We start from the raw sequence: 20,729 nt of genomic DNA on the forward strand, positions 1-20,729 counted from the left end.
AAAGCGAGCATCTGGAGGGGAAATCAACCACAACTCACTACCTGGTAAATAGCAACAAAGTATGTGAAAACAGCCTAGTTATAAGACTTATAAATCTTTAGGTTTTACCACTTTTGTATTATTTTGCTGGTGGGTATACTAATATGATTGAAGCTATAGGCCAATTAGGTATGGCTAACAAAAAAATATTCAGGATTATGAAAATGCTGGTAAATGACAGCTTGCAAGGGATACAGTGTCATGGGTTCCAAGAGAGTGGGGAGAGAAATTATGAAAGGAAGAAAGTGGACCCTACAAGCGACAATAACGATATTGGTTTGTAGTGTAGTAGCTCTTTCATTGCTCGTGACTGATTTATTAATCAGTAGAACAATAGCGGCGAGCATAGAAAAGGATCAGGAAGAAAAAGCAACCAATGTGGCGCGTATGGTAGCACATTCACAACTTGTAACGGAAACTTTGGGTAAGCAAGAAAAGGAAAGTTCTATTCAAGAGTTTGCAGAGGAAACCCGCCGTCTTACTAATGTACAATTTGTTGTGGTGATGGATATGAATAAAATCCGTAAGTCGCATCCCGATCCTGCCAAGATAGGAAAGCAATTCGTCGGCGGGGATGAGACGATTGCCTTACATGGAAAAGAACATATTTCTGTATCAAAGGGCACTTTAGGGACATCCCTTCGTTCCTTTACACCAATTTTCGACCGTAAGGGTAAGCAGCTAGGTGTTGTAGCGGTAGGTATTTCCTTAAATGACGTTCAAAAAGCAGTAAGTCAAGGTCGAAAAAATACCTATACGGGAACCTTATTTGGAATAGCAGCGGGTATTTTAGGTGCTATACTATTGGCAAGGTATGTCAGGAGAATTCTTTTTGGTCTGGAGCCCTTTGCTATAGCTAAGTTATTTCAAGAGCGAGATGCTATCTTGCAATCAGTAAGGGAGGGAATTATAGCCGTTGACCAGGAGTCCCGGATTACACTGGTAAACAAAACGGCTTTACGTTTATTCAATAAGGCAGGGTTAACTCAAGACCCGTTGGGAATGAAACTGGAAGAATACTTGTCGAACTCAAGACTGTGCTGGATATTGGAGACCGGGAAAACCGAGTTAGACGAAGAGATGGTTTTAAACGGTATCACTTTGGTGGTAAACCGTGTGCCGATCTTTTTAAATGACAAGATAGTGGGAGCAGTTTCGACATTCCGTGATAAAACAGAAATTCAACAACTGGCTGAACAATTGACTGGGGTACGTTCGTATGCAGAGGCGCTCCGTGCTCAATCTCATGAGTTTATGAATAAGCTGCATGTAATTTTAGGAATGTCACATATGGGTTATCATGATCAACTGTTAAATTATATAAAGGAATTGGTAAATCATCGAAACAATGAAATTGATGCTATAACCAGAAATATAAAAGATCCTGTCCTGGCAGGATTTCTGATAGGAAAATTAAGTCATGCTCGTGAAGCCGATGCGGAGTTAAATATAACGAGTGAACGTCAAGTGCCTGAGCCGCTTAATTCTTATATGTCCCACGAGCTAATTACAATATTGGGGAATTTAATCGACAATGCTCTAGAATCACTAACAAGCTGTCCGCGTAAGCAAATAGAAGTGCATTTTGATTACGGAGATGATATTTTAACAATCGAAGTAAAGGACACCGGAGTCGGGATGGAAAAGGGAACGCAAGATTATATGTTCGATAGAGGATTTTCTACTAAGGGAAAAGAAAGGGGATTAGGACTTTTTTTAGTCAGTCAAAGCCTGGAAAGGCTTGGTGGAGATTTAGAAATCTCCTCTAAGCCATCTCAAGGAACGAGATTTGTTGTTTATATACCATATGATTGCAAGGGTGATACAGAATGATACGTGTGCTCATCGTAGAGGACGATCCGATGGTAGCGGAGTTTAACAAACGCTATCTGGAGCAAGTAGAAGGATTTCAGCTAGTGTCTGTTGTTTCTTCTGTAAATGAAGCTTTAAACCTATTGGAGAAACAGACAATCGATTTAATTTTACTAGATATTTTTATACCTGGGATGAATGGATTGGATTTGTTGTTGCTTATAAGGGAAACAGGGATGAAAGCAGATGTAATTTTTATTACAGCTGCTTCGGATATGAATAGGATTCAAACAGCACTGCGGTACGGAGCAGTTGATTACTTAATTAAGCCCTTTGAATTTGACCGATTTAATGAAGCTTTATCAGCCTATCGAGAGAAATTCATGTTTATGAAAAATCAGCATGTATTAAGTCAAAAGGAGTTAGATCGGCAAATCCTTCACAAGAATCCTAGAGTAATGGCAGAAGAACTGCCGAAAGGATTGACACAAGGTACGTTACAAATAATATGGGAAACAGCACAAAGCATGGGTGGGTCTCCGTTTTCAACTGAAGAGATCGCAGGCCGTGTCGGCATCTCAAGGGTATCGGTAAGAAAGTATTTAAAATTTTTGAGTGACATGGATGCTCTTTATGTTCAAGTTCATTATGGAACCATAGGGAGACCGATTTACCAATATAAGTATAATGAAGCAAAAGAAAATATAATTAAAAAATTCCTTTAAGCGGTCAATATTGTCCGCTTACTTTTTTTAGTTAACATTCGGATATTTTGATATAGTAGGGTACCAAATGGACTCATTTAATATACGGGAATCAGGGGTTAAGAATCGGTGGACCGTGAATGACAGAATAACCGAATCCAAAAGGTGCTTGAAGGTGCAAATATCAAATTAGGCTCTGTCGTAGCATTGCAAGGTCAGTATCATCGAGGACAGATTAACTCACGACTTCGAGCAGATGGTTTTGAAACTGTTAATATTGACTTTATTCTTTTGTGAGATAGATGTATTCGGGGTAGCCTTGTTAAATATTAGTTTATGATATATGCGTCTATGTTCCCCTAACAGGTACGTTCGTATTATAAGATCGGCCATAACAAGCGAAGCTATGACACTACATGGAGTACTTGGGCTGCTGGTTAATTAGTAGCGGAGAAAAAATAATGAATTCAGGTAGTTGGTCTGGATGTGGATTTAGAACCTCATAAGATTAGAGGAAATCAGTTTTTAGACCTTCGGAATTTGACAAGACAACAGGAAATCGTAATAAATATGTATGTGGAAGCTAAACTTCCGTTTCATCCCACTTTAGATCAAGTGTTTCCTGAATATCGGAAAGTTTTTGCGATCTATATTCAAGGGCTTCTTTATTGATATAAAAGTACTTCTTTATCCATACTATTCCTCCTTCAAAATTGATACATACTTTATAAATAATCATGCTTATAGCAAATCAACTTTTATATTCAATACATGGAAACAACTATAGACATGGTGTCTGCTCAGTTCTAGGTGATTAAATCACATAGCTAATCCCATACTACCAATGAATATTTAGAACAGATTCACTACAAGCATGATCACTAATAAATTGTTCGGAATTCTTTATTTTTCATTCAGTGATTGACATTATGATTTCTTAAGTCTCTTTGATCATAACTTTTTGTATTTTAGCACCAGAATCTTCCTCAGAGACTTGCCCCACACGTTTTATAAAAAACGAAAGAATTAATCCAATTAGTCCAATTCCGATAATTACAACATAAGCATCATTAATGCCCTGAATGGTGGCTTCTGTTATCATATGTTTTTGACTTGCCATATTTCCGCCAGTGGACATCATTTCCTTAAAATGTGTTTCGGTGCGGTTCGTCATTACTGTTACAAGAAGGGAAGTACCAACTGCGCCTGCTACTTGCCTAATGGTATTGGAAATTGCTGTGCCATGAGCAGTCAAGCTTGAAGGCAATTGATTTAAACCTGCTGTTTGAATAGGCATAAGCATCAGCGCCATTCCAATTCGACGGCCCGTAGACATGAGAACTAAATAGGTATAGCTAGTTGAATCTGTCAAATCAATAAAGCCGATAGTTGTAATAATCGTAATTATTAACCCAATTATGGACAGCCATTTTGCACCATATCGATCAAACAGCCTACCTGTAATTGGCATTAAGAAGCCCATCACAAGCGCACCGGGGAGAAGTAACAATCCGGATTCTAAAGCTGTATAGCCGCGTGCACTTTGCAAGTACAGTGGAAGCAACATCATATCTGCATACATAACCATGGTAACCGCAATGTTGATAATGGTTGTAAGGGAGAACATATTGTACTTGAAGGCCCGCAGATCCAACAGGGGATTCTGAGAAGTTAACTGCCTCCGGGTAAAAAGTCCAAGTGCTGAGACTCCTACGGCAATAGATACAAGCACTTCACTGCTGGACCAGCCTTCACTGCCGGCTCGGCTGAAGCCATATAACAGAGTGCCAAACCCTATAGTAGAAAGGATTACACTTATAATGTCCATCTTGGTGATAACTTGTTCCGAGACGTTCTTCAGGTAAATGAAGCCGAAGATAATCACCAAAAGGGTAAACGGAATCATGCCGTAGAACATTAATTCCCATTCATAGTTTTCCAGGATATATCCTGCTAGAGTAGGACCGATGGCAGGCGCAAAAATGATTGCAAAGCCTACCATTCCCATGGCTGCACCTCTTTTATTGGGAGGATAGATTGTGAAAATGACATTCGTAAGTAGTGGCATAATAATGCCAGCTCCCGCTGCCTGAATCATGCGCCCAGTCAAAAGAACCGGAAAGGTTGTTGCTACAGCAGATACTATCGTACCTGCAAGAAAGATTAGCATCGAAGCTAGAAAAAGCTGGCGGGTGGTGAACCTTCGCATGAAATACGCTGTGATTGGAATTAGAATACCATTCACTAGCAAATAGCCAGTTGTCAGCCATTGTGCAGTTGCCGCCGAAATATTAAAATCAACCATTAGTTCTGGGGTTGCAACGCTCATGATTGTCTGATTTAGCGTGGCTAGAAAAGCCCCCAAAATCATAATGAACAAGATAGGTCCTTTTTTAATCGACCTACTAGTTGTATTGATACCTTTACTCAACCTACAAACTTCCTTTCTATTTCTCACTAGATTTATTTTACAATGTGTAAGATAATTAACACTGCATAAAACAGATTATAGTTAGGAATTCCCGTTCTTACAATTTACAATAAAATGCAAAATGTAAATTAGTTTACACTAAACCTAATTGTGTTGTTTATTTGGGGAATATAGTACATTACCTAAAGAAATTGTATATTTTAATACCAAGAGAAAGGAAAAGTAAAATGATGGATAATTACAAGGGTCATACAGATCCCCGAATTCTTCGTACGCGGCTTTTAATAAAAGAGGCTTTTATTGATTTGCTGCAGGAAATGGATATTGAGAGAATGTCTGTTAGCCGCATAGCGGAGCGCGCTACAATTAGCCGTGTTACGTTTTACCTCCATTATCGGGATATACCCGATATGTTAGAAAAAATGGCTGATGATATGATTGAAGATATTCAGCCCGCTGTGAACAGTCAGCCTGTGAACGAGGGTGCTGCCGACGATACGGATTTTGTAATGCTGGTGCGGATGCTTGATCATATTGCTAAACATGCTAAATTTTATAAAGTGATATTAGGTTCGAAGAGGGTACCTATCTTTACTGAACGCTTGTTAAATATGCTAACTGAAATAATAACTGCAAGGTTAGAGGTTTTGGGAAATGATTCTTTCTTTTATAAAGCAGGAATTCAAAAGGATATAGCTATTTGGCACGGATCTTCAGCATTGATAGGCACTATAGTTTCTTGGCTGCGAAACGACATGCCGTATACACCGCATTTTCTCGCAAAACAGCACTTCTTGCTCTACCATTTTCAAGATAAAAATTCTTAATTCGTTATAATTAGAATTCCTGGTATTTGTGGGCGATAAGAAAAGTCGTTCTTTTTAACGAAACAAGGTATGTAAAACAAATAATTTTTGGAAGATCTTCTTTACTGAATTTTTTCCAATATCGTGAGTTGGGTTATGATTTCCTGGATGCCTTCTTATTTGGTAAGTAAAGGGTTAGACTTGTTGTCAGTAAGTGCCTTGATGTCCATTCCATATCTCGCTTCCTTTCTTATGTTTAATGTGAACGGCTGGATTTTAGATAAATATATGACAGGAAGAGAAAATACCTGGAGCAGGATCCATATCATCTGACTCGAACTGCAACAATGTGGCAGGGAATGCATTGGCTACATGTTGAACAAGAGGAATAACAAGCTCTTAAGACTTTGAGCAGGCTTCCCCCTATGGGGAGTCTGCTTCATTTTATATATATGCATGGCTTCTACTCAGAAGCCATGGCCTTTACTTCTTGAAAAAATATAAATCCTAACATCGTCGAACATACTTGATAAAACGAATTATGTTATTCAATTTGGTCTTCTTTAATAGTTAGGACGGTTGTATAAAAAGTCAGAAAAATATAAAATATATTTAAGATTATTAGAGTATGTTCCTGTTACTATCGAATCATTACATTTTTTAGCATGAAATTACATTTAAAGAAAAGAGTGAGTTTAGTAATGAAAGACATTAAAAATATCTATTGTGTAGGTCGAAACTACGCTTTACATGCAAAAGAATTAAATAATGAAATCCCAACTTCCCCTTTTTTATTTTCAAAACCAACTCATTCACTTGCAGAAGCAAATGGCCAGTTAATTACGTTGCCAAGTAATCAGGGTTCCATTCACTATGAAACAGAACTTGTCATACATATCGCAAAGCAGTTCCAAACAGGAATGAAAGTAGATGAAATAGTTGATGCTATGGCCATTGGGTTGGATTTAACACTTAGAGATGTTCAAGCACAGTTAAAGCAAAAACAGCATCCTTGGCTTTTGGCTAAAGGATTTAAAAATTCAGCGGTTGTTAGTGATTTTATTCCATTTCAGGGTGTCGAAGCATGTGAACAATTAGATTTTTCTCTTTTAAAAAATGGAGAGCGTGTACAAGTCGGAAATATTAAAGACTTACTTTTTGATTTGCAAACGATAATCGAGTTTACAGCAGAGCATTTTGGGCTTGGAAAAGGAGATATTATTTTTACCGGAACTCCAAGTGGCGTCGGTCCTCTTTCAGATCAAGACAAGCTTTCACTAAACTGGGGTGGAAATGAAATTGGATCCTGTTCAGTCACACTATAACCATAAAGAAGAGCAGTCATTTTTGACTGTTTTTTTATTAAGTCCCCAGATGTCATTGCAACTAAATGGCAGGATAGAGTAGCTAATAAAGAGGTAATATCAGTACTCGGAAAATTAAATAAGGGAGCAAATGATGTAGAAAACCATTGGCTTTGTTGATAATAAGTCTAATATAGTAGTGAGGAATATAATTCACGTGATGGTATTCTAGTTCTAACGTCATTGGTCTGTTGTAATTATGTTTCCTGTATACAAAAATATCTGAAACAGTTTCTTCTGAATAGTCCATAAATCCTCTTTTTTTCATAAAGGCTCCCAGGCCTTTTATATTCCACGAACTCAATTTCCTTTGTTTGGATTGATAATAAAAACCATAATTAATGCATATCATTCTCAATGGTACTATTTTTGTGACTATGTTATAAGAAAATGACTACTTTTAAAAAAATGTCTAACACTATAATATTAGGTAAAGTTTAATAATCTAATGAAAATTATTGAATACTTGGAGGATATTTAAAATGAAGCACCTAGTTGTTAATGCACATCCAAACCCTGAAAGCTTAAATCACTCTATTTTGGAAACAGCAGTTCATGCATTAAAGAAAAATGGTCACGAAGTTGTTGTCCGTGATTTATATGCACTTGATTTTCAACCTGTACTGACACCAGAAGATACAGCAGCTATGAAAGCAGGAAATACTCCAAATGATATTAAAACGGAACAAGAATTTATTACGGATGCAGATGTTATAACATTTATTTACCCTATATGGTGGACTGGTCTTCCAGCAATTCTTAAAGGGTATGTAGACCGAGTATTTGCATTTGGGTTTGCTTATTCTGCTGGAGAAGAAGGTGTAATTAAGTTATTAAAAGGTAAAAAGGGTTTTATTATCAATACACATGGAGCGCCTAACGAGGTTTACGATAAGGTGGGTATGACAGCAGGCTTGAAAGTTACCTCCGACATTGGGATATTCGATTTCACTGGAATAGAACCTGTGGAACATTTACTATTCGGAAGTATTGGTTACCTTGATGAAGACTCATATAAAGGTATGTTAAAGAAAGTTGAAGATACAATTAATTCCCATTTCTCATGATCATATACAAATGTTGAAAAAAAGCCTGCTCACTACTGGGGAGTCTTGAAAGGTTTTGAACCACAGGTGCTTTATTAAAAGAAATTGCAGAGGCAGCTTTCTTTCTTTACAACAAAAGGGAAGCCCCCTCTTCAGAATGAGAAGAAGGGGCTTCCCTTTTGTGAAAAATTGCTTCATTAACCTTATGATCTCTTGTCTTAAGTAAAGGTTAATCTTATTTCCTTCAAATTAGGTTGGAGGAAAGCGCATAGTTCTGAATGAATAGAGCCGATGATTCTTTCGTAGGAATCATCGGCTTTTTACAATTAACCTGAAACTAATAGAAAGGAGAATTTTAAAAGAATTATCCCTCTCTCCTTCATTGACATCGCTTAGAAGCGGAGGACCTATCTTTTAGCCTCATTTAACTAATAAGGGCCTCCTACCTGAGTTTTTAATTCGCATACAGGCGATATTGGTCACTTAATGTATCTCCATTACCGTAAATATAGGCTTTTGAGCCTGATGTATAAGAAGAATCGTCGTACTTCCATTTGATTCTGAGACCCATGTACCCGCCTGCTCCATAGGTGTTCTCGCCATTCTTTTTAATATATTGCGAGAAACTGGTCCACGTCTTGGGGCCAACCACACCATCCACTATCAGATGGTTTTCTTTTTGATATTTCTTTACACCCGCTTCGGTTTTCGGCCCAAAAATCCCATCAACGTCAACCACTGCTGAATCAGTATAAAAACCCATGACATTGAGGATATACTGCATATTTTTGACTTCCACCCCATGAGTGTCCTTCCGCAAAATCGAGTTTTTATCCCAGCTTTGCGGGTGGTGAAATCCTCCGGCAGATGCTGAAGCAGTGGAAAAAGATATCCCCAGGACTATTGCTAATACTATCAAACAGGTAAGTAATTTCTTCAAAGCGCCATCTCCCTCTTTTTTATTTTCAATACACCTTACTAGTTCCCCTCAGATTTTATATTCCCCTTCCGACAAATGTCCTGTTTATTTTGAAACTGCTAAACAAACATAGTCACCAGTAGGACCACAAAATTGGATAAGTTGTACGAACAATAGAGAAAATCCTTAAAGCTTTAAAAGAAGATGCTAGCTCTTAATCATTGTGTTCAAAGGAGAAACAGATCATCTGATACCTTTTTACGCTGTTGGAGTATTTATCCCTTTTCCCTTATCCCAAACAGGAATGATGCTTAAATGGGTTAGAGAAAAACCTAAAGGTTGGATTCCAAAACTAATTATTAATTCAATTGGCGGGTTAATTAACTTTATCATCACAATGATGTTCTTTTTTTACTAAATTCCACAGGTTTTGTAGGTATTGGTATTTCTACCTATCATTATTTTAACCTTTCATCGAATTAGAAAGCACTATGAAGCTGTTGGCGATCTGTTGCGACTTACAACATGCGAGCCTTCTAACCTAAAATATATATATAAATTTTATAAAAATGATAATTCATGTAACTTAAACAGTATTATTTGATGGTTTCTAATTACCTCTCTAAATCTTTATCCAGTATAAAAACTTCAATTCTTTCACCTGTTTTAGTGCTAATATCACTATGGGAAGAAAGAACTTTACATCCAGTATGATCTTCAACTATTTTTTCGTAATCCTTAGTGTACATTTCACGAAGAAGCGAGCGCATTTTTTTTACAAGTTTTTTGCCGGAATTGTGACTGACAAGATGCTTTTCTTCCACAGTCAGGACCCCTTTAAAACGAGTAATCAACATGTCATTAATTATATATGTTTTTGCTTCCTGTGGTCCTCTGCCTATCAGATCACGCTGGAACTTAATAAATGCTGCACTTATTTCTGCTTCAAGTTTCTTTTTTGGATTTAACATAATGCCTCCATTTTATCTCGGGAATTTATGGGATTTATCATAATGCCCAACCTTAGTTATTGTCAATGTAAGTTTACAAACCTATAAAAAAATGTAATCACTAGAATTATTAAGTAAAGTTAGCTTTTGATGACTTATTCGGACTAAAATGACTTTATTTGGTCGATTTTGAATTAATATCGTGATTTTATGAGGTTTACAAACATTTAATGATGAGCGTAGAATAATCCACATAAATAACAATTTGATATCGGCCAAATCTCAAGAAATTGAGAACGGAGGACCCACTATTTTTGGGGTTAATTCTGCATTTGCAGAAGGGATGAGATACTCTTTCGCCATCCTACCCGTCAGCTAACTTCGTCGGCTAAAGCGAAGGAGGTCATAAGACCACCTTAATTCAGGAGGCTTTTTTTGTTATGTTTGTAGCAAGATAGCAACCTGTCATTTCCGTAGGTCTTTTTATTATGCCTATAAACGAAAAGGTGTCTTGGAAGACAGATCGCACAGAGAGCTGTAAAGCTTGCTGGGTGATAAGTAGACCAATGAGTACTTTTTCTCCAATTTTATATGTTTGCTTTGCAATTAATCCAATAACCGATGCGTGAATCGTATTTATTAACGCGGGGATATGGATAGCTACTGCATGGCTGCATACATGGGGAAAGAGTAAGCATTGGTCTATTTTTTTATGTTATCAACTGGCAGGCTTCTCTTCCCCAGAAAGAATGCAGATTGAAAATTAATAAGAGAAAGTACTAATGGGGTGGATTGTATGGGAAAAGTGCTGCTTGTTGGAAAAGGAAAATTATTTATATCTGTAAAGGAAAGTATAGGGGCCACCCACACGGATACAAGTAATGTAGAAACTGTAGACTATGATGAAGAATGGTTTAAGCCTACAAGAAACCTGAAGGAATGTGATGGAAAAATGGTTCATAAATCAGAGCAGGATAACTGTGTTTATCTATTCCCTAATTCTCTGTTTGATGGAATTAATCTTGTGAAAATATTTTCAGAGTTCAAATCTTATAGGTTTTTTGTTGTCACTCATGATCATCAATATTCTAGTCTATATAAAAAATGGGAGCTGATTTTGTCATCTTCAGTAAACCAGAATGTTACAGCTATAACTGGCTGCTAACAAGTGGAACCTAGTTTCTTTAAGAAACTCAAAGGGGGTGAGTACATTTTAGTTTGAAATTTTTATAGTTTGGAAGGAGAGACGTCAATGGATCTTATATCAGTTTCACTTACAGCTTTTTCATTCTTAACATTTTTTGGATTTATCCATTTTTGTAACAAAGTTATAGAAGAAAAAGGAGAGTAGAAACGATGTTTTTATTATTTATTGTTGGAGCACTTTCGTTGTATTTAATTCATGCTTTAATTTACCCGGAAAAATATTAATAGCTACAAAACGGAGGAAATGCAAATGGATTTTTTACAAATCGGTCTGGTATTGGCACTCGTCATTATCCTGGCAATACCACTGGCGAAATATTTAGCTAATGTTTATTCCCTTGAAACAACAAAACAAGATCGGATGTTTGGATGGTTAGAAAGGGGCATTTATAAATTATCTGGTATTAATACCGGTGATATGAACTGGAAGCAATATGTAAAGGCACTACTATTGAGTAATTTAGTCATGTTTATTATTTCGTACATGATCATTCGATTTCAAGGAATTTTACCGGGTAACCCAAGTAAGATAGACAACATGGATCCATTATTGGCATTCAATACTGCTGTAAGCTTCCTTACCAATACCAATTTACAGCACTACAGCGGGGAATCGGGACTTTCTTATTTATCGCAAATGGTCGTCATCATATTTTTGATGTTCACGACACCAGCTACCGGTCTTTCGTTATGTATGGCTTTTTTCAGAGGCCTGACCGGGCAGTTCAGTATGGGGAATTTTTATGTGGATTTAATTCGTTCCATCACCCGGGTACTACTGCCGTTATCTATCTTAATCGGTCTTGTCCTAGTATCTCAAGGGGTTCCGCAAACCCTTGATCCTACGGCCATTGCAACTACATTGGAAGGTGCGAAGCAGAATATTGCACGTGGGCCAGTAGCTGCGTTAGAGTCTATTAAACATTTAGGGACAAATGGCGGTGGATTTTTTGGTGTCAACTCGGCACATCCCTTTGAGAATCCTAATGGTTTCACCAATATATTAGAGATTTTATCAATGTTTCTGATACCTGTTGCCCTTCCATTAACGTTTGGATATATGGCAAAAAACAAGAAATTAGGTTGGATTCTTTTTTTAGCAATGGGATTAATGTTCCTTGTGTTCTTAGGTGTTACGTATTTCAGCGAACAAAATGGAAATCCAGCATTAGAGAGAATAGGGATTTCTCAAGAGAATGGAAGTATGGAAGGGAAGGAGGTGCGGTTTGGAATCGCACAGAGTGCCCTTTTTACAGCCGTTACGACAGCAGCTACTACAGGTACAGTCAATAATATGCATGATACGCTTACTCCACTTGGAGGATTAGTGCCATTGGCAGAGATGATGTTGAACTGTGTGTTTGGCGGTGATGGAGTAGGGACGGTCAATATTCTTATGTACGCAATAATGGCTGTATTCATTGCCGGGTTGATGGTTGGACGAACGCCGGAGTTTTTAGGTAAGAAAATTGAAGGTAGGGAAATGAAACTAATAGCGATTGCCATCCTTTTACATCCATTAATCATCTTAGTTCCGTCGGCCATTGCTTTAGCTACACAAATGGGCACTTCGGCTATTTCTAATCCGGGTTTTCATGGAATTTCGCAGGTTGTTTATGAGTTTACCTCTTCAGCAGCTAATAATGGCTCCGGATTTGAAGGTTTAGGGGATAACACTCCATTTTGGAATCTATCCACCGGCTTAGTCATGCTGTTTGGCCGTTACTTTTCTATGATTGCACTAATCGCTGTCGCAGGTTCATTACTTACAAAGAAACGAGTTCCCGAGACGATTGGAACGTTTAAGACAGATAATAGCACTTTCCTGGTCATTCTCTTAGCAACGGTATTAGTTATTGGCGCTTTGACGTTCTTCCCAGTAATTGCACTCGGACCAGTAGCAGAATGGCTCACAATTAGATAATGAAGAAAAGGAGTATTCTCAATGAGTACAACGCGTAAAGGGACTCTCAATAAGGAAATTGTCTGGCAAGCTATAAAAGATGCCTTTAAAAAATTAGATCCAAGAATAATGGCTCGAAATCCTGTCATGTTTGTAGTTGAAATAGGATTTGTAATCACTCTTTTACTATCCATATTCCCAAACTTTTTTGGAGGAACATCGGATAGGGGTTATAACATAGCCGTAAGCGTAATACTGCTTGTTACAATACTCTTTGCTAGCTTTGCCGAAGCATTAGCAGAGGGGCGGGGTAAAGCGCAAGCCGAAAGCCTGAAAAAGACGAAACAGGATACCAAGGCAAAGTTATGGCAAAAAGATGGTTCTATAATGGTTGTGGAAGCCACAGAACTTCGTAAAGGCGATATTGTCTTGGTGGAAACCAATGATTTAATCCCAACCGATGGTAATGTAATTGAAGGAGTAGCCGCAGTAGATGAGTCCGCAATTACTGGCGAATCAGCTCCTGTAATCAAAGAATCTGGTGGGGACTTCTGTTCTGTAACTGGAGGAACGAAAGTCATCAGTGACTTTATCAAAATTATCGTTACTTCAGACCCAGGTGAATCCTTTCTTGATCGAATGATTAACCTCGTAGAAGGAGCTAAAAGGCAAAAAACACCTAACGAAATTGCACTGAGTACCCTGCTTATTAGTTTGACCCTTATCTTTTTGCTTGTTTGCACTACACTAGTACCAATTGCTTCTTATATTAAAGTCACATTACCCATAGCAACCTTAGTTGCATTACTGGTCTGTTTGATACCAACAACCATTGGGGGCCTATTGTCTGCCATTGGGATAGCGGGTATGGATAGGGTTACTCAATTTAACGTCATTGCCATGTCGGGAAAAGCTGTCGAAGCAGCTGGTGACATTAATACCATAATCCTTGATAAAACAGGAACGATCACCCATGGGAACCGCATGGCTTCAGCTTTTTTACCGGTTAAGGGGATAAGCCAAGCTGAGTTAAATAAAGTGGCTGTTCATTCATCATTACACGATGAAACGCCTGAAGGCCGATCTGTCATCGAACTTGCTAAAAAAGCCGGTTTATCTGATAAAGAATTAGATAAAACCGGGACAGTAGGAATTGAGTTCACGGCTGAAACTCGGATGAGTGGTACAGACTTTTCTGATGGTAGAAAAATCAGAAAAGGTGCTGCTGATTCAATAAGACAATATTTACAGCAACAAGGTGAAAAAGTACCTGGGGATTTAGAGAGCATTACTAATGAAGTCGCATCTGCGGGTGGTACGCCACTAGTTGTTGCAGAAGGAAACCGTGTGCTGGGTGTCATTTACTTGAAGGATACAGTAAAACCAGGCATGAGGGAACGCTTTGATGAATTGCGGAAAATGGGAATTAAAACCGTTATGTGTACCGGTGATAACCCATTGACTGCTAATACCATTGCTAAAGAAGCCGGAGTAGATGATTTTATTGCCGAAGCCAAGCCTGAAGATAAAATTTCTGTCATTAAACAGGAACAAGCACAAGGCAAACTTGTGGCCATGACGGGAGATGGAACGAATGATGCCCCTGCATTGGCCCAGGCTGATGTTGGATTGGCGATGAATACAGGAACCGTCGCAGCGAAGGAAGCCGCGAATATGGTGGATTTGGATTCTGACCCTACAAAAATTATCGAGGTAGTGGCCATCGGGAAACAGTTACTCATGACACGGGGTGCCTTGACAACCTTCAGTATTGCGAATGATGTGGCTAAATACTTTGCGATCATTCCAGCTATGTTTATGTTGGCCATTCCGCAGATGAAGGCTCTAAATATTATGAATCTGGCTACACCACAAAGTGCTATTTTATCAGCTTTAATTTTTAACGCTGTTATTATCCCCCTTCTCATACCATTGGCAATGAAGGGTGTAAAATACGTTCCTATGAGTGCTTCAAGATTATTAACCAAGAATTTGTTCATATACGGATTAGGTGGAGTGATAGTTCCTTTCATAGGAATCAAACTTATCGATGTAATCCTAGTCATGTTTCATTTAGCTTAAAATCAAAAGTAAGGGTGAGAATCCATGTTGAAAAATATACGCGTAGTTCTGGTGCTACTTGTTATGTGTGGAATTGCCTATCCATTGCTAATGACAGGTGTTGCTCAAGTCATTATGCCTGCAAAAGCAGATGGCAGTTTAATAAAAAACGAATCAGGAAAAATCATAGGTTCTGAACTAATTGGTCAATCTTTTAAGGACCCAGGTTACTTTCATGGTCGTGTTTCTTCTATAGAATATGATGCGGCAGGCTCAGGTACACCCAATTATGCCCCATCCAATGAGGACATGATCAAGCGCACAAAAAAAGATTTGGCAACATTTTTAAAAGAGAACCCTACTGTCAAACAAGAGGAGATACCTGCTGATTTACTGACAAACTCTAGTTCGGGCCTTGATCCAAATATTTCACCCCAAGGGGCGAAAATTCAGGTATCACGCATTGCTAAAGAGCGAGGTGTATCTGAAAAAAGTATATTTAATCTTGTTGATAAATATACGGAAGGACGGTCATTAGGAGTTTTTGGAGACCCCCGAGTGAATGTATTAAAATTAAACATAGCATTGGACCAACTAAAATAACTTTTGAAAAGGAGAGTTTTTCACTCTCCTTTTAACCTTGAACTGGATTTAGGAGGTCAGTATTATGTTAGAACAATTCCGAAGAAAAACCCCAGATGAGATATTGAATTCCATATTAAAAATAAAAAAGGGCCGGCTGAAAATTATACTTGGCGCAGTCAGTGGTTCAGGCAAAACCTATCATATGCTTCTTGAAGGAAACGATTTGAAAAAGCGAGGTATTGATGTCGTTGTCGGTATTATTAGCGCATCTAATCGTCCGAAAACCTTGGAACAAGTGGGAGGTCTTGAAATCATTCCAGCTATCGAATGGGAAGTTAAAGGAGAGACTAAGCATGATTTAGACTTGGATGAAATATTCGCAAGAAACCCTGAAGTTGTGTTGGTAGACCTGCTTGCTCATAAAAACAGACCTTCTGCCAAAAACGCTACAAGACTAGAAGATGTACAGGAGTTAATTGACAATAAAATCAGTGTCATTACAACCATAAATATTTATGAACTTGCCGGTGTTAAAGAAGTAGCAGAACATCTCACGGGACTCCCAATTCATGTGAGTAATACTGTGCCAGAGGATACGCTTTCTCACGCTGATGAAGTGAAATTATTGGACGTAACCCCCGAAGCTATCCTAAAACGTCTACAAGAAGGAGATTTAGATGAAAAACATGAGCAAGTAAAAGGACATGCTCACCTTTTTAAAAGACATAACTTAGCTGTACTTAGGGAATTATCCCTTCGCTTCCTGGCAGGGGAGGTAGAGGATGATTTATACGAATATCGAGAGCGTAAAGGGTTATCTGGTCCCTCTGGTGCTTCAGAGCGAATCTTAGTATGTGCTCAATATCATTGGAATGGTTCCATTTTAATCCGAAGGGGAGATCAAATTGCCAAGCGATTAGGCAGTGATTTATTAGTTACTTGTTTTATCCCTAATCAAAAATCACTTTCCAAAGTAGAAGCCACATTTAAACGATCAATTGGGAAATTAATAAAAAAATTAGATGGGACGTTTGAAGAAATATCTATCAGTAAGGAAAACATTGCTGAAGAAATTGTGGCCTATGCTTTATTGCATAATGTCACTCGAATTATACTTGGTCAGTCTAAAAGAACTCGTTGGGAAGAGATTATTCATGGATCCATCGTCAATCGGATTTTACGTATAACAAAGAATATTGATGTATTTGTTGTTGCAGACCGAGCTGAAGTGGAAGGAGAACGGATCATACCTGCTATTCAAACACAGAGGAAAAAAGAAAATCCCTATCGCAGGCTATCTTCAACCGAATTAAAAGAGAAGATACAAAAAGTTAAAAGAGGTACCTTAAAAGTATATATTGGTGCTGCTCCTGGAGTAGGAAAAACATATACTATGTTAAGGGAAGCCAATCAATTAAGGAAAAATGGAATCGACGTAGTCATTGGCTTACTAGAAACACACGGGCGTAAGGATACGGGGAATCAGATAGGGTGTTTAGACATGATCCCTAGAAAAAAAGTGCAATATAAAAATGTAACCTTGGAAGAAATGGACCTTGATACTATCATTCTGCGTAATCCTGAAGTAGTACTAGTGGATGAGTTAGCTCATACGAACATTCCGGGTAGTAAAAATGCTAAACGGTATGAGGATGTAGAAGAGATACTAAGTGCAGGAATTTCTGTTATTTCCACTATGAATATTCAACATTTAGAGAGTTTAAATGACAGTGTCGAACAAATTTCTGGAGTCCGAGTAAGGGAAACTGTACCGGACCGGATCCTACATTTAGCAGACGAGCTGGAATTAATAGATATTTCGCCTAAGACATTAAGACAACGTATGCGAGAAGGTAACATTTATACAATGGATAAAGTAGAGCAGTCGTTAAGCAATTTCTTTAAAACTGGAAACCTAATTGCGCTCAGGGAGCTTGCATTACGTGAGTTAGCAGACGATGTAGATGATCGGTTGGAATCATATGAACGGAAAAATGGCGTAAGAGGACCTTGGCGAACAGAGGAAGTCATTTTTGTTTGTGTAAATTTACGTCAAGATTCAGAACGTTTAATACGAAGGGGATTTCGAATAGCGTATCGTTTGAAGGCCCAATGGTTTGTTGTTTATGTAAAAGACCATCAAAACTTGTCTAATGAAGAGGAAGTCATATTGAAAAGAGTCATGGTTCTAACGGAACGATTAGGAGGGATATTTGAAATATACCATGCCACACATCGGCGTTTAGTAGTAAAAGAAATAACGGGACAATTAAAAAATAAAAAAGCAACACAAGTAATTATAGGTCATTCAGCTAGGTCGAGGTGGCAAGAAATAAAAGAAGGCTCCATTGTTGAACGTCTTCTTCGCGAGACGAGGTATTTAGATGTACTAGTGGTAGCTGATTGATTGTTCAAGAAAGCTATCAAAAACCCGTTCGTAAAAGTACACTTTTACGAATGGTTATTTTTTTAATAAAATCCTCTTATTTTAACGTTCGTTAAAATGAAGGATGGCAACGTCAAGCTATGTTGGAAAATGGTCTCAATGAACGGGTTATCTTTTTAGAAAAACAAAGTGGAAAAATTTCAATCGAGTTCAATATCAATTATTAAAACGATTGATTCGTAAAGGTGATGTCCTTTACATTCATTCACTGGTGGTAGAAATAAAGAAGAGATCCTCCAGGAATGGAATGACATCACAAAAAATATTCAAGCAGATATCGTGGTGATGGATATGCCTTTGTTGGACACTACTCAATTTAAGGATAGTTTAGGGACCTTCATCGCAGATCTTGTTTTACAAATCCTCTCCTGGATGGCAGAAGAGGAATGGGCCGAAAACGGCAGCGTGAAGGAATTAATGTGGCTTTGCAAAACGGTGTACCCTTCGGCCGACCGAACGCCCAAGTAACGGAAGGGTTTAAAGAAGTGAAGTGTATGATCGTTGGAAAGCAAGTGAGATTTCAGCAGTTAACGCCATGGCGGAATTAGGCATTAAAAAGACGACTATTTATTAGTTAGTTAAAGAATACGAAAGAGACTTTTAATGTAGTTCTATATGTATAGAAGAAACTCGTCAAAAAGAAGCCTTTGCTCAACTGGAGCACAGGCTACTTTAGGTAGATTCTCTCATTTCCTATTATTAAAATGGCTGAAAGAACCTTTCATCAACAATATCTTTTTTAAAGTTTTCAAATGATTATGCTTACTATGCGAGATTTTATCTATAAAGTCGACCTATTTAGATGATAGTAACCTTTTTTTATCAATATAAACTTAAAGTTCCACTTATAAGTATGTTTAATGGTCTCTTGTATTTAAAACCAAAAATCAAAAACCAAAAAGCCAACAGTCAAAATGATTATTAATAATATTGCTCCAAGAACTATTATGGACATCTTTTTTAATAAACGATTTTCTTCGGATTCAATTCCACATAATGATGCACCTAACATAATTCTAGAGGGGCTGGCCATAGTTGAATGAGAAGAGCTCGTATTTTGAATACTAGCAATTAAATTTAATGGCAATCCGGTTTTCTTAGCAGTTTCAACTTGTAGTTGAGTAAACATAGCATTTGATCCTGTATTACTTCCCGTAAGAAATCCTCCAATTCCTCCAATAAAAGGAGAGACAAATATAAACATACTTCCGAAAATTAAACCTGCAGCATTAGCAATCGCAAATGTCATATTTGCTGTAGTCATTAGTTGAGAAATTGCTACAAATGCTGTGGTGGAAATTACAAAGGGAACCCATTGTTTTATAGAAATTTTAAGCGAACTCCAAATAATGCTTTTAGAGATTTTGAAAATGAATATGGTATATAAACATGTAATAAAAAGCCAAAATCCTGGTGAGTAAAGTAATGCTAATGAAAATGAAAAGGAAGGTAATTCAATGACAAAATGTGATTCTAGAAATTTTTTTATTGAAGGGATAAGTCTTGAAATGAAAATTAATAGGGTAAGTATTAAATAAGGACTCATAACCTTGATGATATTCAAATTTGTACCGTTATTTTCAGATACAGAGGTTTCGATAACGGTTTCATTTATCATTTTTAATGATGAAGAGTTTTTTATCTTTATAACCAGTAACCCGATACTACTAGTAACCAATGAACTGAGTACCCCGGCCAGTTCAACACTAACAAAAGCATTAAATAGAAATATTGAAATAGAAAAGATAACTGAAAGTAAAAAGATTTCCTTCCATCTATATTTTATTGCGTCTTTACCCCCAGCTAAATAAACAGCAATTAATAAAAAATAAATAAAAACAGGGATGCTTATAATTGCAGTTCCTGTACCAAGTTCCTGAAGGGGAATTCCCCCAATTTGTGCCCCAATTACTGTTCCCGTGGATAATGCTCCCCAGGGGACTGCAAGTAAACTAACAAGTCCAATAGATGCTGCTTTCATAGGACTAAACCCTAAAGCAATTAAAATGGGTGCTACAATCATAAATGCTATTCCAAAGCCACTCGTTGATTCTAAAAGTGGAGAAAGCCCTATAACTAATAGAATGACTTGCAAAATCTGATCAGTTGTTACTTCTGAAAGAAATGAAGCAATCGCCCGAATTCCACCAGTATTATTAATTAGATGAAAAAAGAGTATACCAAAGAATAAAACATACGCTGCTACAAAGGAAATTAAAAATCCTTTAAAGGAGGCATGTAAAGTACTTTCTACTGTTATATGGTAACTAGGATATACCAAAATAATAAGCAGTGTAACAATGTAAGATAAGAGTCCAGACCGGAGTGATGTTTGTTTAAAAACAAATAAAAGTACAAATATAGATATAAAAGGCAATAAGGCTATTATTAGATTCATAATGATCATCCTTTCGAAATTGAAAAAATACGTCTACGCTATATATAGCGTAAACGTTT

Annotated in this window: 15 protein-coding genes, 3 pseudogenes and 1 riboswitch; of the genes and pseudogenes, 14 read left to right on the forward strand and 4 right to left on the reverse strand. The window is 37.5% G+C overall.

Annotation, left to right across the window (positions count from 1 at the left end; genetic code table 11):
• Nucleotides 1-270: 270 nt before the first annotated feature.
• The 3 genes and pseudogenes from dcuS to ACFX4L_RS16915 all read left to right on the forward strand — a co-directional run.
• A complete protein-coding gene (dcuS, locus tag ACFX4L_RS16905) occupies nucleotides 271-1,872 on the forward strand; it encodes a DcuS/MalK family sensor histidine kinase (RefSeq protein ID WP_377382010.1) in 1,602 nt (533 codons plus the stop codon).
• A complete protein-coding gene (locus ACFX4L_RS16910) occupies nucleotides 1,869-2,576 on the forward strand; it encodes a response regulator (RefSeq protein WP_089363443.1) in 708 nt (235 codons plus the stop codon). The genes dcuS and ACFX4L_RS16910 overlap by 4 nt, the downstream gene beginning before the upstream one ends.
• Nucleotides 2,577-3,044: 468 nt before the next feature.
• Nucleotides 3,045-3,229 (forward strand): annotated as a pseudogene (locus tag ACFX4L_RS16915) (IS110 family transposase); the annotation flags it as partial.
• A 263-nt stretch (nucleotides 3,230-3,492) separates the two neighbouring features.
• On the opposite strand, the gene ACFX4L_RS16920 reads toward ACFX4L_RS16915, so the two are convergent.
• The gene (locus ACFX4L_RS16920) at nucleotides 3,493-4,926 is read right to left on the reverse strand and encodes a DHA2 family efflux MFS transporter permease subunit (protein ID WP_284472039.1); all 1,434 of its coding nucleotides are present in this window, start codon (nucleotides 4,924-4,926) and stop codon (nucleotides 3,493-3,495) included.
• A 290-nt stretch (nucleotides 4,927-5,216) separates the two neighbouring features.
• Between ACFX4L_RS16920 and ACFX4L_RS16925 the strand changes: the two genes are divergently transcribed.
• From ACFX4L_RS16925 to ACFX4L_RS16935, 3 genes are all read left to right on the forward strand, one after another.
• Nucleotides 5,217-5,813, forward strand: a complete 597-nt coding sequence (locus tag ACFX4L_RS16925) for a TetR/AcrR family transcriptional regulator (RefSeq protein WP_284470413.1) — start codon at nucleotides 5,217-5,219, stop codon at nucleotides 5,811-5,813.
• A 680-nt stretch (nucleotides 5,814-6,493) separates the two neighbouring features.
• Entirely contained in the window at nucleotides 6,494-7,117 is a 624-nt protein-coding gene (locus ACFX4L_RS16930) for a fumarylacetoacetate hydrolase family protein (RefSeq protein WP_284470415.1), read from the forward strand.
• Between the two features lie 521 nt (nucleotides 7,118-7,638).
• Entirely contained in the window at nucleotides 7,639-8,223 is a 585-nt protein-coding gene (locus tag ACFX4L_RS16935; RefSeq protein ID WP_377405703.1) for an NAD(P)H-dependent oxidoreductase, read from the forward strand.
• 433 nt (nucleotides 8,224-8,656) lie between these two features.
• Here ACFX4L_RS16935 and ACFX4L_RS16940 read toward each other — a convergent pair whose 3' ends face one another.
• Complete coding sequence (locus tag ACFX4L_RS16940; RefSeq protein WP_061463678.1) at nucleotides 8,657-9,142, reverse strand: peptidoglycan-binding domain-containing protein; 486 nt, start codon at nucleotides 9,140-9,142, stop codon at nucleotides 8,657-8,659.
• A 190-nt stretch (nucleotides 9,143-9,332) separates the two neighbouring features.
• Between ACFX4L_RS16940 and ACFX4L_RS16945 the strand changes: the two are divergent.
• Nucleotides 9,333-9,656: pseudogene (locus ACFX4L_RS16945) on the forward strand (amino acid permease); the annotation flags it as partial.
• A 79-nt stretch (nucleotides 9,657-9,735) separates the two neighbouring features.
• Here the strand turns inward: ACFX4L_RS16945 and ACFX4L_RS16950 are convergent.
• Nucleotides 9,736-10,092, reverse strand: a complete 357-nt coding sequence (locus ACFX4L_RS16950; RefSeq protein WP_371748431.1) for a Na-translocating system protein MpsC family protein — start codon at nucleotides 10,090-10,092, stop codon at nucleotides 9,736-9,738.
• Nucleotides 10,093-10,334: 242 nt separating this feature from the next.
• A riboswitch (cyclic di-AMP (ydaO/yuaA leader) is annotated at nucleotides 10,335-10,476 on the forward strand.
• 391 nt (nucleotides 10,477-10,867) lie between these two features.
• On the opposite strand from ACFX4L_RS16950, the gene ACFX4L_RS16955 reads away from it, so the two are divergent.
• The 7 genes and pseudogenes from ACFX4L_RS16955 (at nucleotide 10,868) to ACFX4L_RS16985 (ending at nucleotide 18,846) form a co-directional block, all read left to right on the forward strand.
• The gene (locus tag ACFX4L_RS16955) at nucleotides 10,868-11,236 is read left to right on the forward strand and encodes a hypothetical protein (RefSeq protein ID WP_377382003.1); all 369 of its coding nucleotides are present in this window, start codon (nucleotides 10,868-10,870) and stop codon (nucleotides 11,234-11,236) included.
• 191 nt (nucleotides 11,237-11,427) lie between these two features.
• The gene (locus tag ACFX4L_RS16960) at nucleotides 11,428-11,502 is read left to right on the forward strand and encodes a potassium-transporting ATPase subunit F (protein WP_081109011.1); all 75 of its coding nucleotides are present in this window, start codon (nucleotides 11,428-11,430) and stop codon (nucleotides 11,500-11,502) included.
• A gap of 25 nt (nucleotides 11,503-11,527) precedes the next feature.
• Nucleotides 11,528-13,201: a potassium-transporting ATPase subunit KdpA gene (gene kdpA, locus ACFX4L_RS16965; protein ID WP_377382000.1), complete on the forward strand. Its 1,674-nt coding sequence runs from the start codon at nucleotides 11,528-11,530 to the stop codon at nucleotides 13,199-13,201.
• Nucleotides 13,202-13,222: 21 nt separating this feature from the next.
• A complete protein-coding gene (gene kdpB / locus ACFX4L_RS16970) occupies nucleotides 13,223-15,262 on the forward strand; it encodes a potassium-transporting ATPase subunit KdpB (RefSeq protein ID WP_377381997.1) in 2,040 nt (679 codons plus the stop codon).
• 24 nt (nucleotides 15,263-15,286) lie between these two features.
• On the forward strand, nucleotides 15,287-15,844 hold the full coding sequence (gene kdpC / locus ACFX4L_RS16975) for a potassium-transporting ATPase subunit KdpC (protein ID WP_061463672.1): 558 nt from the start codon (nucleotides 15,287-15,289) through the stop codon (nucleotides 15,842-15,844).
• A 64-nt stretch (nucleotides 15,845-15,908) separates the two neighbouring features.
• Complete coding sequence (locus ACFX4L_RS16980; RefSeq protein WP_061463671.1) at nucleotides 15,909-18,233, forward strand: histidine kinase; 2,325 nt, start codon at nucleotides 15,909-15,911, stop codon at nucleotides 18,231-18,233.
• A gap of 119 nt (nucleotides 18,234-18,352) precedes the next feature.
• A pseudogene (locus tag ACFX4L_RS16985) lies at nucleotides 18,353-18,846 on the forward strand (recombinase family protein).
• Nucleotides 18,847-19,146: 300 nt separating this feature from the next.
• Here ACFX4L_RS16985 and ACFX4L_RS16990 read toward each other — a convergent pair.
• Nucleotides 19,147-20,670 carry an L-lactate permease gene (locus ACFX4L_RS16990; RefSeq protein WP_377405705.1) on the reverse strand — a complete coding sequence of 508 codons (1,524 nt, stop codon included), beginning with the start codon at nucleotides 20,668-20,670 and terminating at the stop codon, nucleotides 19,147-19,149.
• Nucleotides 20,671-20,729 lie beyond the last annotated feature (59 nt).

The organism is Peribacillus sp. YIM B13482, from assembly GCF_042787975.1.
Classification (GTDB): domain Bacteria; phylum Bacillota; class Bacilli; order Bacillales; family DSM-1321; genus Peribacillus; species Peribacillus simplex_A.